Below are 14,880 nucleotides of genomic sequence, written 5' to 3'. Positions count from 1 at the left end.
GGGCAGGCGATCATGCGCGCGGGATATTCGGACAAAGGTGGATTTGAAGCGGGATGAGCGGATCGCTTTCCCCGGAGCTTTTGTTCGCCCTCGGCCTGTTCGCGGCGCTGTGGTTCATCGCCGGCGTGTGGGCTACGGTGCGTGGGATCGCGATGCAGCGCCGCTCGGCATTCGTCGCCGGGCAGGCCGAGCGCCTGGCGAGCCTCGTCGAGGCGTCACCCCAGCTTCCCGTGATTGTGCGGGCCGACTGGCGGATCGAGGCTAGCGAGCGGCTTGGACGCTGGCTCGGGCTGGACCGTGGGCCGCGAAATTTTGATGAACTGCGCGGATTGGGAAGCGGGCTCGATGCCGCTGCTCACGACGCGCTGCGCCAGGCGATCCTGGGAGCGCAACGGGGCGCCAAGCCGTTCTCGCTGAGCCTGAAGCCCGACGGCAGCAGCCGCACGATTATCGTTCATGGGGCCGCTGCACCGCAGGCGGTCGGCGGACCGGGCGGCGTATTGCTGTGGCTGAGCGATGCGACCGATGGGCAGCAGGCGCTTGCGCACGCACGCCGCGAGCGCGGCGAAGCGATGGCGGCCTTCGAGGCACTGTCGGGACTGATCGAGGCCGCGCCCTTTCCGATGTGGTTCCGCGACACCGACCTCAATCTCGCATTGGTGAATAATGCCTATGTCCGCGCGGTCGAAGCGAAGAGCGCGACCGCGGTGATCGACGGCGGAATCGAGCTGTGCGAGACCGTCGCGGGGATCAGCGCCGCCGAAGCCGCCGACGAAGCGCGCGTGGCGGGTTCGGCGCAAATGCGTACGATCCCGGTAACGATCCAGGGCGAGCGCCGCATCATGCGCGTCGTCGATGTGCCGCTGGCGCCCGAGGGCGGGCGCGTGATCGGTGTTGCGGGCTATGCGATCGACATTCAGGAACTCGAAACCGAACGCGGTGCGCATCGCCGCTTTGTCGATACGCAGCGTGAATTGCTCGACCGTTTGTCAGCGGCGGTCGCGCAATTCGGTCCCGATCAGGGCCTGAGCTTTGCCAATCTGCCGTTCCGCCGGTTGTTCGCGCTGGAAGCCGACGATGTCGCGGAAGCGCTTCCGTTCGCGCGGCTGCTCGACGCCTGGCGCGAGGGCGGGCGGACGCCCGAGGTGCGCAACTATCCCGAATGGCGCCAGGCGCATGTCGACTGGTTCGCGCAGGCCGAGGCGAGCGAAGAGGATTGGTTGCTGCGCGACGGCACGCACCTTCACGTCGTTGCGCAACCTACCCCCGATGGCGGCCTGCTGCTGATCGCCGAGGACAAGACCGAGCAGGTGCAGCTTGCGGGCGCGCGCGATACATTGCTGCGAGTTCGTACTGCGACCTTCGACAATCTGTTCGAGGCGGTCGCCGTGTTCGCGCCCGACGGGCGGCTGCATCTGTGGAACCAGCGGTTCCGCCGCCTTTGGGGCATCGACGAGCCGACGCTTGCGGCGCACCCGAGAGTCGACGCGTTGATGGGCGGGCTGGCCGACCGGCTCGCGAAACCGAACCAGATCAGCATCGTGCAGGAGGTCATCCGCGCCGCGACGCTCGAACGGCAGCAACGCGTCGGAGAAGTCCGGTTCGCCGACGGGCGCCATTTCGATTTTGCATCGATCCCGCTGCCAGACGGCAATGCGCTGCTCATCATGCTCGACATCACCGCGAGCCGGAAAATGGAAGGCGCGCTGCGCGAACGCAACGAGGCGCTTGAAGCGGCCGACAAGTCGAAGACCGCTTTCCTGTCGCGGATGAGTTACGAACTGCGGACGCCGCTGACCTCGATCGGCGGCTTCGGCGAGATGTTGCAGGCGGGCTATGCCGGCAAACTCGGCGACCAGCAGCGCGCCTATATCGATGCGATCATGGATTCGGTCGGCGTGCTCGGGCGCCAGATCGACAATGTGCTGGACCTGGCACAGGGTGAGGCGGGGACGCTTGCGGTCGAGCGTATGCCGGTCGATATCCGTGGGCTGCTGCAAGATGCGCTGGCCGACGCCAAAGCCTTTGCCGATAGCGAGAAGGTCGAGCTGGTGGGTAACATCTCCGCAAACCTCGGCCAGATCGACGGCGATGCGCCGCGCCTGTCGCGCCTCGTCGCAGGATTGCTCGACAACGCGGTTCGCTTTACCGCGCCGTCGCGTAAATCCGGCGGACGCGTGCTGCTGCATGCCGATGGCGATGCGCGGGGGATCGACATCATCGTGTCCGACAATGGCCCCGGGATGCCCGAGACGGCCGTTGCGGTCGCCAAGGGGCAACAGGGGGGCACCGCGACGGGCGGCATCGGCCTCGCGCTTGCGCGGCAGCTCGTTGCGGCGCATGGCGGGACGATGGAAGTGGTGAGCGAGCAGGGGCAGGGCACGCTCGTGCGCATCAGTCTGCCGCGCGGCGCATGACGAACTTCTCCACGCAATATGACCTGGGCGAGGCCGAGCGGATCGGCGCGGCGATCGGTGCGGCGTTGCGGCCCGGCGATGTCATTTTGCTATCGGGCGATCTCGGCGCGGGCAAGACGACGCTGGCGCGTGCGATGCTGAAGGAGCGGGGGTTGGCCGGTGAGGCGCCAAGTCCGACTTTTGCGATCGTCCAACCCTATGCGCCGCCCGAAGTCGACCTGCCCATCGCGCATGTCGATTTGTACCGGATCGAGGATGCGCATGAACTGATCGAACTTGGCCTCGACGATTATCTTTATGACGGAGCGCTGCTGATCGAATGGCCCGAGCGACTGGGCGAAGACGGCTGGCCCGGGGCGCTGCTGCTCCGGATTTCGGGTGAAGGTGACGCGCGCGTCTTGACAGCCGATGTGCCTGCGGCTTGGGGAGCAAGATGGCCGCTCCCATGATTCCGCCCGCCCACGCGCCCGCCTTTCTTGCCGCGCATGGCTGGGGCGATGCCCAGATTTTGCCGCTCGCCGGCGATGCGTCCTTCCGCCGCTATTTCCGTGTCGTCGATAAGGGGCGGCAGGCAGTGCTGATGGATGCGCCGCCGCCGCATGAAGACCCGCGCCCGTTCATCGCGGTTGCCGAATTTCTGTGCGAACAGGGACTGACCGCGCCGACGATTCTCGCGCGCGATCTGGAGCAGGGCCTGCTGCTGATCGACGATTTCGGCGATGTGCGGCTGCGTGAGACGGTCGACGAGGCGCCGCACACCGAGGCTGACTATTATGCGGGCGTTACCGACCTGCTCGTGCATCTGCATGCGCGGCCGCCGATGGACGGACTGCCGGTACATGGGTTGGAGCAATGGCTCGACGAGGTGATGCTGTTCAGCGACTGGTATTGTCCGGCACTGGATATCGAGGTCGATCGCGATGCGTTTCGCGCTGCCTGGGCCGAGGTGCTGACGCCGGTCGAACAGGACGGTTTGCCCAGGGTAACCGTGCTGCGCGACTATCATGCCGAAAATATCATGCTCGTACCGGGCAAGGACGGCATCGCGCACTATGGCCTGCTCGATTTTCAGGACGCGCTCGTTGGGCATCCCGCCTATGACCTCGCCTCGGTGCTCGAAGATGCGCGGCGCGACGTGAGTCCGGCGGTCGAGACCGCAATGCTGGCGCGTTACCAGACGGCGACCGGGCAGGATATCGAGCGTGCCTATTGGGCGCTCGCGGCGCAGCGCAACACGCGCATTCTCGGCGTTTTTGTCCGCCTGTGGAAACGCGACAACAAGCCGCATTATAAAAGCTTCCAGCCGCGCATGTGGGGGCTGCTCGAACGCGATCTCGCGCATCCGGCGCTTGTCCCCGTTCGGCAATGGTTCGACGCCAATGTCCCCGCTTCGAAACGGGCGGAGGCTTGGCTGTGAGCGTGAAGATCGAAAGTGCGATGGTGATGGCGGCGGGCATCGGCAAGCGCATGCGCCCGCTGACCGCGACGCGGCCAAAGCCGCTGGTGCGGGTTGCGGGCAAGGCGCTGATCGACCACAGCCTCGACCGGATCGAGGCGGCGGGTGTCGAGCATGTCGTGGTCAATGTCCATTATCTGGCGGACGCATTGGAGGCGCATCTGGCGGCGCAGAAGCGCAAGTTCACGATCGCGATTTCCGACGAGCGCGACCTGCTGCTGGAAACCGGCGGCGGGATGGTCAAAGCGCTGCCGCAGCTTACCGGCGATCCGATCCTGATCGTCAACAGCGACAATATCTGGACCGACGGGCCGCAGGACAGCATCCGCCATCTCGCGCGCCACTGGGATGGCGACAAGATGGACGCGCTGTTGCTGCTGATCCGGCAGGCGAGCGCGACGGGGCATGGCGGGCGCGGCGATTTCCATATGGACGGCGACGGCAAGCTGTCGCGTCGCAAGCCGGGACGGATCGCGCCCTTCGTCTATACGGGCATCCAGCTCATCTCGCCGCGGCTGCTCGATGACGCGCCTGAGGGAGCGTTTTCGACGAACATCTTGTGGGACCGCGCGATTGCGGCGGGGCGGCTTTACGGCCTGTCGCATATGGGGCAATGGTTCGATGTCGGCACTCCGGCGAGCATTGCGCCGACCGAAGCCGCACTGACGGATGGCTGACGCCAAACCCACCATCTTTTCCATTCCGGTCCAACGGGCCTTTGCGGATGCGCTCGCGGCGGGGCTGATCGCGCGATATGCCGACGGCGCGCTCGGGCTGGCGAACGGGTTGATCATCCTGCCGAGCAATCGCGCGCGGAGCGCGGTGCAGGCGGCGTTCGTGCGCGCGAGCGGTTCGGGGCTGCTGATGCCCAGGCTCGCGGTGATCGGCGACGCCGACCTTGATGAGAGCGTTGCCCTCGCGCTCGACCCCATCGATGAGAGCGACGCAATCCCGCCCGCGATCGACGCGCTGAAGCGGAGGTTGATGCTTGCGGGGCTGATAGAGAAACATGTTCCGGCGGGTGAAGACCCGATCACCGGCGCTGCCGCCTTCCAGCTTGCCGAGGGGCTGGGGCGCGTGATCGACCAACTGCATTATGAGGAGGTCGCGCCCGCGCGGCTGGCCGATATCGAAAGCGCGCTCGGCGATCTGGCGGGGCATTGGCAGGCGTCGTGGCGGCGGCTGTCGCTGCTCGTCGATCAATGGCCAAAGCTGCTCGCGACAACCGGCCATATCGATCGCGCCGACCGCCGCAACCGTTTGCTTGAACGGGTGAGCCGCGGATGGCGCGTGGCACCGCCCGCACGCTTCGTCGTCGCGGCGGGCGTGACGACAGCGGCGCCTGCGATAGCGCGCCTGCTGCGCACCGTTGCGGATCTGCCACAGGGGATGGTCGTGCTGCCGGGGCTCGACATCGGCATGGCGGGCGAGGAATGGGAAGCGCTGGGGCCGGTGAAAACGGATCCCGAAAAACCCGGCGACCGGCCGCTTGAAACGCATCCGCAATATCATCTGAAGTTGCTGCTTGGTCGCATGGGCGTGTCGCGGGACGAGGTGCAGTCGTGGGACGCAGCCTCTCCCTTTGACGGCCCCGATGCACGTGCGTCCTTCACCTCGCTGCTGTTCGCGCCCGCCGATTACACCGCCCGCTGGCAGCAGGCGCGCGATCTGGGCGAGGGCATTGCCGGGGTGACTGCCGCAGTGTTCGGCGATGACGGGCAGGAAGCGCAGGGAATTGCGCTGATGATGCGCGCGGCGCTCGAAACGCCTGCGCGCACGGCGGCGTTGGTGACACCCGACCGGGGACTGGCGACGCGTGTCGCGGCGGCGCTCGCACGTTGGGACATATCGGTCGACGACAGCGCGGGGCAACCGCTGGGACAGACACCGCCAGGCGCGCTGCTGCTCGCGCTCGCCGAATTCGCCGCGGCGTTCGACCCGGTGCGCCTGATCGCGCTGCTCGGCCATCCGCTCGTGCGTGCGGGCGATACAAGGCTCGGTTGGCTCGATCAGGTGCGGCGGCTCGATCTGGTGCTGCGCGGCCCCGGACTGGTGCCGGGCTGGGGCGGGGTTACGGCGCGTATCGCGGCGCTCGCCGCCGATCCGAAGGCGCGCGGTCATTCGGCAGCGCAGGCGATCGAACCATGGTGGGACGATGTCGTCGCAGGGCTCGGAGCGGCGCTCGCGCCGTTTGAAGCGGGCGCCTCCGCACCGCCATCGGTTTTGCTCGGCGCATTGCAGTCGGCGCTCGGCTGGTTGACCGGCGACGGCGTGTGGTCAGGGCACGCGGGCCGCGCGCTGTCCGAAATCTTCGATCGCTGGGCGCTCGCGAAGGGCGACGGACCGGCGCTCGTAGCGCCCGACGATTTCCCAGCGATGCTGACCGATCTCCTGTCGGGAGAAAGCGTGCGGCCGCCCTATGGCGGGCATCCGCGATTGTTCATCTGGGGGCTGCTCGAAGCGCGGTTGCAGCGCGCCGATGTGATGATCCTCGGCGGGCTCGACGAAGGTCGCTGGCCGCAGCAGCAAAGCCCCGACCCGTGGCTTGCACCGGGCATCCGGCGAATGCTGGGGCTTGCCGCGCCCGAACGCCAGCAGGGCGCGGCAGCGCATGATTTCGCGGGCGCTTTTGCGGCGCGCAAGGTGGTGGTGACGCGCGCGATGCGCAGCGGCGGCGACCCGGCGGTGGCATCGCGCTTCTGGCTGCGGCTCGCGGCGCTTGCGGGCGAATTGCCCGAAGCGCGTGTGGGCGGCGACAGTGTCACGGCACTGGCGGCGGCGCTCGATGTGCCGGCGGGGCCAATCGCGCCCGCGCGGATGCCGGAGCCGCGGCCGCCCGTCGACGCGCGGCCCGACCATATCAGCGTCACCGGCGTCGACCTGCTTGCGAAGGATCCTTACGCCTTTTACGCGGGACGCATCCTGCGGCTGTCGGTGCTCGATCCGCTGCGCGCCGGCCCCGATCCGCGGTGGCTCGGCACGCGCGTCCATGCGTTCATGGAGGATTGGCAGCGCGCCGGGGCGACGCCCGACGCGCTCGAGGTCGAACTCGGCCGCCTGCTGGACGACCCAGCGCTCGATGCGCTCGCGCGCGCATTCTGGTTCCCGCGGATCGAGCCGGCGCTGCGCTGGGCGGCAGGGCGCGTGTGGGAAGCCCGCATCGAGGGGCGCGAGCCGATCGCGACAGAGGCTAGCGGCATGCACGAACTCGACGGCATTCGCCTGTCAGGCAAGGCCGATCGCATCGACCGGCTGTCCGACGGCAGTCTTGCCATCGTCGATTACAAGACAGGGGCGGCGCCGAGCGGCAGCGCGGCGGCGGGTGGGCTCGATAATCAATTGGGTCTGCTCGGGCTGCTCGCCGAAATGGGCAAGGTTGACGGCGTGGCCGCAGGACCGATCAACGCGCTCGAATATTGGAGCCTGAAGGCCGACCGCGCCAAAGCTGTCGACGGCAGCATCGCGGCCACGCATGGGTCGCGGCGCAAGCTCAAAACTGCCGAAGAGGCGGTTGCGCGGGCCTATGACGCGTTCGCCGAACTGACTGCCTCCTATTTGCTCGGCGACGGCGCGTTCGCGCCGGGCGACAATGCAAAGCGCTTTACCGATTACGACCAGTTGATGCGCCGTGATGAATGGTTCGGGCGTGGCAGAGATTTGGGCGGCGAACTGCCATGACGCGGCTCCACGATCTCGATCCCGGCCAACAGGCAGCGGCCGAGCCGGGCGAGCATGTCTGGCTCGGCGCTTCGGCGGGGACGGGCAAGACGCAGGTGCTGTCGGCACGGGTGCTGCGGTTGATGCTAGCGGGGGTCGCGCCCGACGCGATCCTTTGCATCACCTTCACCAAGGCGGGCGCCGCAGAGATGGCGCACCGCATCCACGAGCGGCTGGCCCTGTGGGTACGGATGGGCGACGCCGACTTGCGGGTCGACCTCAATGCGCTCGGCGCCGATTGGCAGCAACCGGGCGTCCTCGATCGTGCTCGCTCACTCTTTGCCACCGTGATCGACAGCGCCCCGGGCGCGATCCGCGTCCAGACGATCCACAGCTTCTGCCAGACGCTGCTCGCGAGCTTCCCGCTCGAGGCGAAGATCATGCCGGGCTTTCGCGCGCTCGAAGAGGGTGAGGCGGCGGAGTTGCAGCGGCAAGTGATGGGAAAGCTGCTCGCCGAGGCCGGCGCCGACGGCGACGCAATGCGGGGGCAGGCTGCGATGCTGTCGCGGCGGATGGGGCAGGATGCCGCGATGGCGTTCCTTGTCCGTTGCGCACACGCCTTTGCCGCGCCGTTCCAGACGCGCGTCCTGCCGCCGCGTGCACATGATCTGCGCGCGGCGCTGCGGCTGCCCGATGGCGATCCCGACGCCTGGCTGGCGGGGAGGATCGCGGACGGAGCTATCAGCGACGCGCATATCGGCATGGTCGCGGCGAGCGGCGCGAATTGGGGGACGAAGACGGGGCTCGGCTGTGCGGACGCGATGGCGCGCTGGCTGGCCGCCGATGCGCCGGCCCGTGCAGCGACGCTCCGCGACCTGCTTGGCTGTTTCCTCACCGGCAAGGGCGAGCTGCGCGCCGATTTCGCGGGCGACAAGGGGCGGATGACCGATTGTCTGGATAGCGCAGTGCGCGTCGTCGAGGCGGCGCAAAGCCTGCTTGCTTCGGCGACCGCGATGCGGGTTGCCGACGAACTGGCTGCGGCGTGGGATCTGGGGAGCCGCTTTGCCGAGGCCTATGCACTGGCGAAGCGCGAGGGCGGGCTCGCCGATTTCGACGATCTAATTGCGATCGCCGGGTCGCTGCTGCGGCTCGGCCAGTTCGGCGAATGGGTACGCTTCAAGCTCGACCAGCGCACCGACCATATATTGGTCGACGAGGCACAGGATACGAATACGCGGCAGTGGGCGATCGTCGCTGCGCTGGCTGACGAGTTTTTCGCGGGCGAGGGCGCAAAGGACGGGCGCGTCCGCACGATGTTCACCGTCGGTGACCGAAAGCAGGCGATCTTCGGTTTTCAGGGAACTGAGCCCGCCGCGTTCGAGGCGGCACGCATCCGCTTCGGCGAATGGGCGGCTGACGGTGGTCAGCCCTTCGCTGAGGTCGACCTGGTCACAAATTATCGTTCAAGCCCAGCGGTGCTCGATGTCGTCGACGAATGGGTCGCGGGCGGCGGGACCGGGCTGATGGGGCTCGCGAGCGATGAACCGCCGCATCTGCCGTTCCGCAGCGCGCATCCAGGACGTGTGGAATTGTGGCAGCCGCTGCCCGTGGGCAAGGCGATAGCGGCCGAGGGCGAGAGCGAAGAAGGCGCGGACGAGGATATGCCCGAGGAGGGCGGCGGCGATCCGCTCGCCCCCGCGAACGATCCCGCGAGCCTCAGGTTATCGCGAGCGCTTGCCGACGAGGTCCAGGGCTGGATCGAGCATGGCAAGGACGGGCGCAGCGTCGCGCCCGGCGATATTTTGATCCTCGTCCGTCGGCGCCGCGACCTGGCGGCACGGATAGTTGCACGGTTGCAGTCGCTTGGCGTGCCCGTCGCGGGGGTCGACCGCTTTGCGCTGACGCAGCCGCTTGGCGTGCAGGACCTGTTGTCGGCGATGCGTTTTGCGATCCAGCCGCTCGACGATCTCAATCTTGCTGCGCTGCTGGTGTCGCCGTTGATCGGCTGGTCGCAGGATGATCTGTTCGGCTTTGCCCACGGCCGCGGCAAGCGCGCCTTGTGGGAGCAGCTTCGCGCGCGCGAAGCCGAAGTGCCCGCCTCGACGATGACGGCGCTGCGCGGATTGCTCGGCATGGCCGATTTCACGACGCCCTATCGTTTCCTCGATCACGTGCTGTCGGGACCGATGCAGGGGCGTCGGAGGCTTTATGCGCGGCTGGGGCGCGAGGCGCGCGATCCGATCGACGAATTGCTGAACCAGGCGCTTGCGTTCGAGCGATTGCATATCCCCTCGCTGCTCGCCTTTCTGAGCGACGTCGAGGCGAGTCGTGTCGATATCAAGCGCCAGACTGAAGCCCGCAGCGATGTCGTGCGCGTGATGACCGTGCACGGGTCGAAGGGGTTGCAGGCGCCGATCGTCATCCTTGCCGATGCAACCGACGACCCGGAGCAGCGCCAGCGCGGGTTCGACCTGTCGTTCGAAGGCTGGGACAGGCTGCCCGTGTTCGGCATGGGGCGCGACGAACGATACGGCGCGATCGCCGCCGCCCATGATGCCAAGGCGCGCGCCGAGATCGAGGAACATTGGCGGCTGCTCTATGTCGCGATGACGCGGGCCGAGGAATTGCTCATAGTTACCGGCGTCACGAAGAAGGAGGATCGTTCGCTGCCCGAACTGTGCTGGCATGCGGCGGTCGACCGGGTAATGGAAGGCATGGGGTGCGATTGGCAGGATGCCGGACCGCGCTGGGGGCAAAAGCGCGTCCATGCCGTGAATGAAAAGGCGTGGGCGCGGCGGCGGGACAAGCCGGTTGCCGGGACGCCTGGAGTGGTTATCCCCGATTGGGCGACGAAGCCCGCCCCAGAAGAGGCACGCCCGCCGCGCCCGCTTGCGCCGTCCGCGCTGGGCGAGGACGATGTCGCATCGCCGCCGCAGGGCGGCGAACGGTCGGTTGCAGTCGAGCGTGGCCTGCTGCTTCATGCACTGTTCGAACGGTTGCCGCCGGTGGCGCCCGCGCGTCGACGTATCGCGGCGGAACATTGGCTCAAGATGCAGGCGGCGGCGCTGGACGACAGCGCGCGGGGGGCAATGGTGGACGAGGTATTGGGCGTTCTGGACGATCCCGCGCATGCGGGGCTGTTCGGACCTGATTCGCTCGCCGAAGTGCCCCTGTCGGCGGTGGTGGACGGCGTCGTCGTCGCCGGCATCGTCGACCGGCTGCTCGTCGCCGATGGGACCGTGACGGTGGTCGATTACAAGACGGGGCGACATGTGCCGGCGAGCGCTGCCGACGTTCAGCCCGCCTATCTTCGCCAGATGGCCGCGTATCGCGATGCGCTTGCCGCCATTTTTCCGGGCCGGCGAGTCGAGGCGGCGTTGCTCTATACGGCGGCTGCCCGGCTGATCCGGCTGGACGACGCGTTGCTCGATGCACACAAGCCGGGCTTGACGGCAACCAAGGCGAATTTGCCGGGCTCAGCCCTTGAGCCGGACGCACCGACGCCCTAGTTTGGGGGCAACGATATTTCAGGAGTCCAACATATGGGTACCAAGGCAATCAGCGACGACAGCTTCCAGGCAGACGTCCTCGACAGCGACACCCCCGTGCTCGTCGATTTCTGGGCCGAATGGTGCGGCCCGTGCAAGATGATCGGCCCGTCGCTCGAGGAAATCGCCGACGAACTGGGCGAAAAGGTCGTGATCGCAAAGCTGAACATCGACGATCATCCGAACGCCCCCGCCAAATATGGCGTGCGCGGCATTCCGACGATGATCCTGTTCAAAAATGGCGAGATCGCCGACACCAAGGTCGGTGCGGCACCGAAGAGCGCGCTCAAGGGCTGGCTCGAAGGCGCGCTGTAACTGATGCAAGGGCCCCGGCGAAAACCGGGGCCTTTTTGTTTTCAGGTCAGCGGAATCATGACCTGTTCGGCATAGCCTGGCCGTGATCTGAGCCGCGCGTACCACGCCTCGAGATGAGGGAGTGCGGGCCGCTCGATTTCGAGCGAGAGCCAAGTATGGACGTAAACGCCCATCGGGATATCGCCGATGCCGAAATCCGCGCCCGAAAGCCAGGGCCACTGTCCCAGCGCGGCGTCGAGGACAGTCATTCGCTTGGCACAACGTTCGGCTGACGCGGCAATCGCCGCCGGATCGCGCTGTTCGGCTGTCTTGCGAACCAGATTCACGAACGCGTCGCGCTGCCCTTCGGCATAATCGATCTGCCAGTCCATCCATTTGTCGGCGACTGCGCGGGCCGCCGGGTCGGCAGCCCAAAATCGCTCGCCGCCATGTTTTGCGGCGAGATAGCGCAGGATCGCGTTCGATTCCCACAGGATGACGCCGTCGTCCTCGATCGTCGGGATCAGTGCGTTGGGGTTCTTCGCCAGATAGGCGGCATCCATTCCGAACTGTCCGCCGACGTCGTGGCGTTCGAAGGGCAGGCCGAGTTCGACGGCGAACCATGCGACCTTTTTGACATTGTGCGAGTTGAGGCGGCCCCAGATGGTGAGCATCGGCTCAGCTCCGATAGTCGGCGTTGATGCTGATGTAGCCGTGCGTCAGGTCGCAGGTCCAAACGGTCGCGCGGCCTTCGCCGAGACCGAGATCTGCGCCGACGCGGATGTCCTGGCTTTTCAGATGCGCGGCCACCGGCGCCTCGTCATAGCCGTCGACCGGCAGGCCGTCCTTTGCGACCCAATGATCGCCGAAGCGGATCGCAAGCTTGTCGCGGTCGGCGGGTTCGCCCGCCTTGCCCACCGCCATCACGACGCGGCCCCAGTTGGCATCCTCGCCCGCGATCGCAGTCTTGACCAGCGGTGAGTTGGCGATGGCGAGCGCAACGCGCTTGGCGCTGTCGTCGGTGGTGGCGCCCGTCACCTGTATTTCGATGAACTTCGATGCGCCTTCGCCGTCGCGCACGACCTGATGCGCGAGGTCGAGTGCGACGGCGCGGATCGCGGCGTAAAGCGCATCGGCGCCCGGATCGTCGCGGGTATTGAGCGGCGCATTGCCGGCCTGTCCCGTCGCAAACAGCAGCACCGTGTCGCTGGTCGAGGTGTCGCTGTCGACGGTGATGCTGTTGAAGCTGCCCCCGGTCGCCTCGCTCAGCATCTCCTGCAACAGTGCAGGCGCAACTGCGGCGTCGGTAAAGATATAGCCGAGCATCGTCGCCATGTCGGGGGCGATCATGCCCGATCCCTTGACCACGCCAGCAACCTGCACGGTCGTGCCGCCGACAATTGCGCTGGCGCCCGATCCCTTGGCAAAGGTGTCGGTGGTGCCGATGGTTTCGGCGACGGCTTCCCACGAGCAGACGGCGGCGGTCAGTGCGGCCTCGACGCCGGCGCGCGCCTTGTCCTTGGGCAACGGTACGCCGATCACGCCGGTCGAGCTTACAAAGACTTCGTTTGCGTCGCAGCCGAGATGCCCGGCGACCTGAGCCATGATCTGCTCGACCGCCTCGCGGCCGCGATAACCGGTGAAGGCATTGCTATTGCCAGCGTTGACGATCAGCGCACGGCCTTTGCCGCCCTTGACCTGTTCGCGGCCGAGCTCGACTTCCGACGAGCAGCAGACGTTGCGCGTGAATACGCCCGCGACTGCGGTGCCGGGCGCAAGCTCGACATAGGTGAGGTCGCAGCGGTCCCAATTCTTGTACTGCGCGCGCGCGACGCGGCGCGTAACCCCGGCGATGTCGGGGAGGGCGGGAAAAGATTCGGGGGCGAGCGGTGAGCGGGTCGTCATGATGGACCCGCGCATAGCCGCTCTTCCCCCAACGCAAAACCCCTCCTCTTCAGAGGAGGGGGCTTGATCCTCCCCACGGCTGCGCCGCAGGGAGGATATTGAGATCAGGCGGGAATGCCGCTGATCGACTTCACTTCCATGAAGTCCTTGAGGCCGAACACGCCGCCTTCACGGCCGTTGCCCGACGCCTTGTAACCGCCGAATGCCGCGCCCGGACCGGGGCCCCATGCGTTGACCGCGACCATGCCGGCGCGCAGCTTCGGCGCCAGGCCGGCCGCCTTCGCGGGATCGCCCGAGATGACCGCTGACAGGCCATATTCGGTGTCGTTGGCGATATCGACGGCTTCGTCGAGGTCGCCATAGGCCATGATCGTCGCGACGGGGCCAAAGATTTCCTCATTGGCGATGCGCATGTCGCGCGTGACGCCCGAGAAGACCGTCGGCTTGATATAATAGCCGCGGTTGACGTTCGAGGGCAGGCCTGTGCCACCGGTTTCGAGCGTCGCGCCTTCGTCGATCGCTGACTGGATCAGGCCCTGGATCTTGTCGAACTGCGCCTTGTTGACGACGGGGCCGATGTGGCCACCCTCGGCCTGCGGATCGCCGACCGAGGTGCCGTCGAACATTGCCTTGATCACGCCAACGGCTTCGGCTTCGCGGTCCTTCTGGACGAGAATGCGCGTCGGGGCGATGCAGCTCTGACCGGTGTTGACCAGGACGCCCTGGACCGTCGGCGGCAACACAGCGGCAAAATCGGCGTCGGGCAGGACGATGTTCGGCGACTTGCCACCGAGTTCCTGATGGACGCGCTTAACGGTGTCGGCCGCCGCCTTGGCGACGAGGATGCCGGCGCGGGTCGATCCGGTGAAGCTCACCATTTCGATGCCGGGGTGCGCGCTGATCGCGTTGCCGACCGTCGGGCCGTCGCCCTGCACGAGGTTGAAGACGCCCGGCGGCACGCCCGCGGCGTCGAGGATTTCGGCGAAGATGACCGCGTTGCCGGGGCATTCTTCCGACGGCTTGAGCACCATCGTGTTGCCAGCGGCGAGCGCGGGGGCGACCTTCAGCGCAATCTGGTTGAGCGGCCAGTTCCATGGCGTGATCATGCCGACGACGCCGATCGGTTCATAGGCGATCATGCCCGCGGCATATTTTTCGGTGAAGCTGAAGTCTTTCAGCGCGGCGATCGTGCCGATGAAGCCGCCGATGCCGGCGCCGACCTGCGCGGTGCCCGCGAAGCTGACCGGGGCGCCCATTTCGGATGCCATCGACTTTGCGAGGTCGGGCGCGCGCTTCTTATACTCTTCGACAATGCGGTTCAGCAGGTCGAGACGCTCTTCGCGCGTCGTCTGCGAGAAGCTCTTGAAGGCTTCCTTTGCGGCGGCGACAGCATCGTCGACGTCGGCCGGAGTGCCGAGCACGACGGTCGAGGCCGCTTCTTCGGTCGCGGGGTTGATGACGTCGTGGAGCTTGCCGCCCTTGCTGTCGACCCAGCGGCCGCCGATGTAATTTTGCTTGAGATGCGTTTCGGTGCTCATCATTCTTCTCCCATCGGCGGTCAATTCCGTCTCGGATTGCTACCTAATCACTGTGCCTGATGAAT

The 14,880-nt window shown here is 66.8% G+C and carries 10 protein-coding genes; 7 read left to right on the top strand and 3 right to left on the bottom strand.

What is annotated here, in order from left to right; all coding sequences use genetic code 11:
• Positions 1 to 53 precede the first annotated feature (53 nt).
• The 7 genes from KEC45_RS16320 to trxA are packed head-to-tail and all read left to right on the top strand — an operon-like array spanning position 54 to position 11,393.
• Complete coding sequence (locus KEC45_RS16320; RefSeq protein ID WP_062176501.1) at positions 54 to 2,417, top strand: PAS domain-containing sensor histidine kinase; 2,364 nt, start codon at positions 54 to 56, stop codon at positions 2,415 to 2,417.
• Positions 2,414 to 2,866 (top strand): tRNA (adenosine(37)-N6)-threonylcarbamoyltransferase complex ATPase subunit type 1 TsaE, encoded by a 453-nt coding sequence (gene tsaE, locus KEC45_RS16315; RefSeq protein WP_062176504.1) that lies wholly within the window; start codon positions 2,414 to 2,416, stop codon positions 2,864 to 2,866. Before KEC45_RS16320 ends, tsaE begins: the two co-directional genes overlap by 4 nt.
• The gene (locus KEC45_RS16310) at positions 2,863 to 3,834 is read left to right on the top strand and encodes an aminoglycoside phosphotransferase family protein (RefSeq protein ID WP_062176507.1); all 972 of its coding nucleotides are present in this window, start codon (positions 2,863 to 2,865) and stop codon (positions 3,832 to 3,834) included. The genes tsaE and KEC45_RS16310 overlap by 4 nt, the downstream gene beginning before the upstream one ends.
• Positions 3,831 to 4,550, top strand: a complete 720-nt coding sequence (locus KEC45_RS16305; protein WP_238586527.1) for a nucleotidyltransferase family protein — start codon at positions 3,831 to 3,833, stop codon at positions 4,548 to 4,550. Before KEC45_RS16310 ends, KEC45_RS16305 begins: the two co-directional genes overlap by 4 nt.
• The gene (gene addB, locus KEC45_RS16300) at positions 4,543 to 7,551 is read left to right on the top strand and encodes a double-strand break repair protein AddB (protein ID WP_062176514.1); all 3,009 of its coding nucleotides are present in this window, start codon (positions 4,543 to 4,545) and stop codon (positions 7,549 to 7,551) included. Before KEC45_RS16305 ends, addB begins: the two co-directional genes overlap by 8 nt.
• Positions 7,548 to 11,039 (top strand): double-strand break repair helicase AddA, encoded by a 3,492-nt coding sequence (addA, locus tag KEC45_RS16295; protein WP_062176518.1) that lies wholly within the window; start codon positions 7,548 to 7,550, stop codon positions 11,037 to 11,039. Before addB ends, addA begins: the two co-directional genes overlap by 4 nt.
• Positions 11,040 to 11,072: 33 nt before the next feature.
• On the top strand, positions 11,073 to 11,393 hold the full coding sequence (trxA, locus tag KEC45_RS16290; protein ID WP_062176521.1) for a thioredoxin TrxA: 321 nt from the start codon (positions 11,073 to 11,075) through the stop codon (positions 11,391 to 11,393).
• 41 nt (positions 11,394 to 11,434) lie between these two features.
• Here the strand turns inward: trxA and KEC45_RS16285 are convergent, their stop codons facing one another.
• The 3 genes from KEC45_RS16285 to KEC45_RS16275 form a co-directional block, all read right to left on the bottom strand.
• Positions 11,435 to 12,046 carry a glutathione S-transferase family protein gene (locus KEC45_RS16285; protein ID WP_062176524.1) on the bottom strand — a complete coding sequence of 204 codons (612 nt, stop codon included), beginning with the start codon at positions 12,044 to 12,046 and terminating at the stop codon, positions 11,435 to 11,437.
• Positions 12,047 to 12,050: 4 nt separating this feature from the next.
• Positions 12,051 to 13,277 carry a bifunctional glutamate N-acetyltransferase/amino-acid acetyltransferase ArgJ gene (gene argJ / locus KEC45_RS16280; RefSeq protein WP_062176527.1) on the bottom strand — a complete coding sequence of 409 codons (1,227 nt, stop codon included), beginning with the start codon at positions 13,275 to 13,277 and terminating at the stop codon, positions 12,051 to 12,053.
• A gap of 104 nt (positions 13,278 to 13,381) precedes the next feature.
• Positions 13,382 to 14,815: an aldehyde dehydrogenase family protein gene (locus KEC45_RS16275; protein WP_062183323.1), complete on the bottom strand. Its 1,434-nt coding sequence runs from the start codon at positions 14,813 to 14,815 to the stop codon at positions 13,382 to 13,384.
• Between the last annotated feature and the right edge of the window lie 65 nt (positions 14,816 to 14,880).

The organism is Sphingopyxis sp. USTB-05, assembly GCF_023822045.1.
GTDB lineage: Bacteria > Pseudomonadota > Alphaproteobacteria > Sphingomonadales > Sphingomonadaceae > Sphingopyxis.
This window is presented reverse-complemented; position numbering and strand designations above follow the sequence as displayed.

Coding starts and splice junctions, on each gene's coding strand:
- argJ (WP_062176527.1), bottom strand. CDS start 13,277: ATGACGACCCGCTCACCGCTCGCCCCCGAATCTTTTCCCGCCCTCCCC.
- KEC45_RS16275 (WP_062183323.1), bottom strand. CDS start 14,815: ATGAGCACCGAAACGCATCTCAAGCAAAATTACATCGGCGGCCGCTGG.
- KEC45_RS16320 (WP_062176501.1), top strand. CDS start 54: ATGAGCGGATCGCTTTCCCCGGAGCTTTTGTTCGCCCTCGGCCTGTTC.
- KEC45_RS16285 (WP_062176524.1), bottom strand. CDS start 12,046: ATGCTCACCATCTGGGGCCGCCTCAACTCGCACAATGTCAAAAAGGTC.
- addA (WP_062176518.1), top strand. CDS start 7,548: ATGACGCGGCTCCACGATCTCGATCCCGGCCAACAGGCAGCGGCCGAG.
- KEC45_RS16310 (WP_062176507.1), top strand. CDS start 2,863: ATGATTCCGCCCGCCCACGCGCCCGCCTTTCTTGCCGCGCATGGCTGG.
- addB (WP_062176514.1), top strand. CDS start 4,543: ATGGCTGACGCCAAACCCACCATCTTTTCCATTCCGGTCCAACGGGCC.
- trxA (WP_062176521.1), top strand. CDS start 11,073: ATGGGTACCAAGGCAATCAGCGACGACAGCTTCCAGGCAGACGTCCTC.
- tsaE (WP_062176504.1), top strand. CDS start 2,414: ATGACGAACTTCTCCACGCAATATGACCTGGGCGAGGCCGAGCGGATC.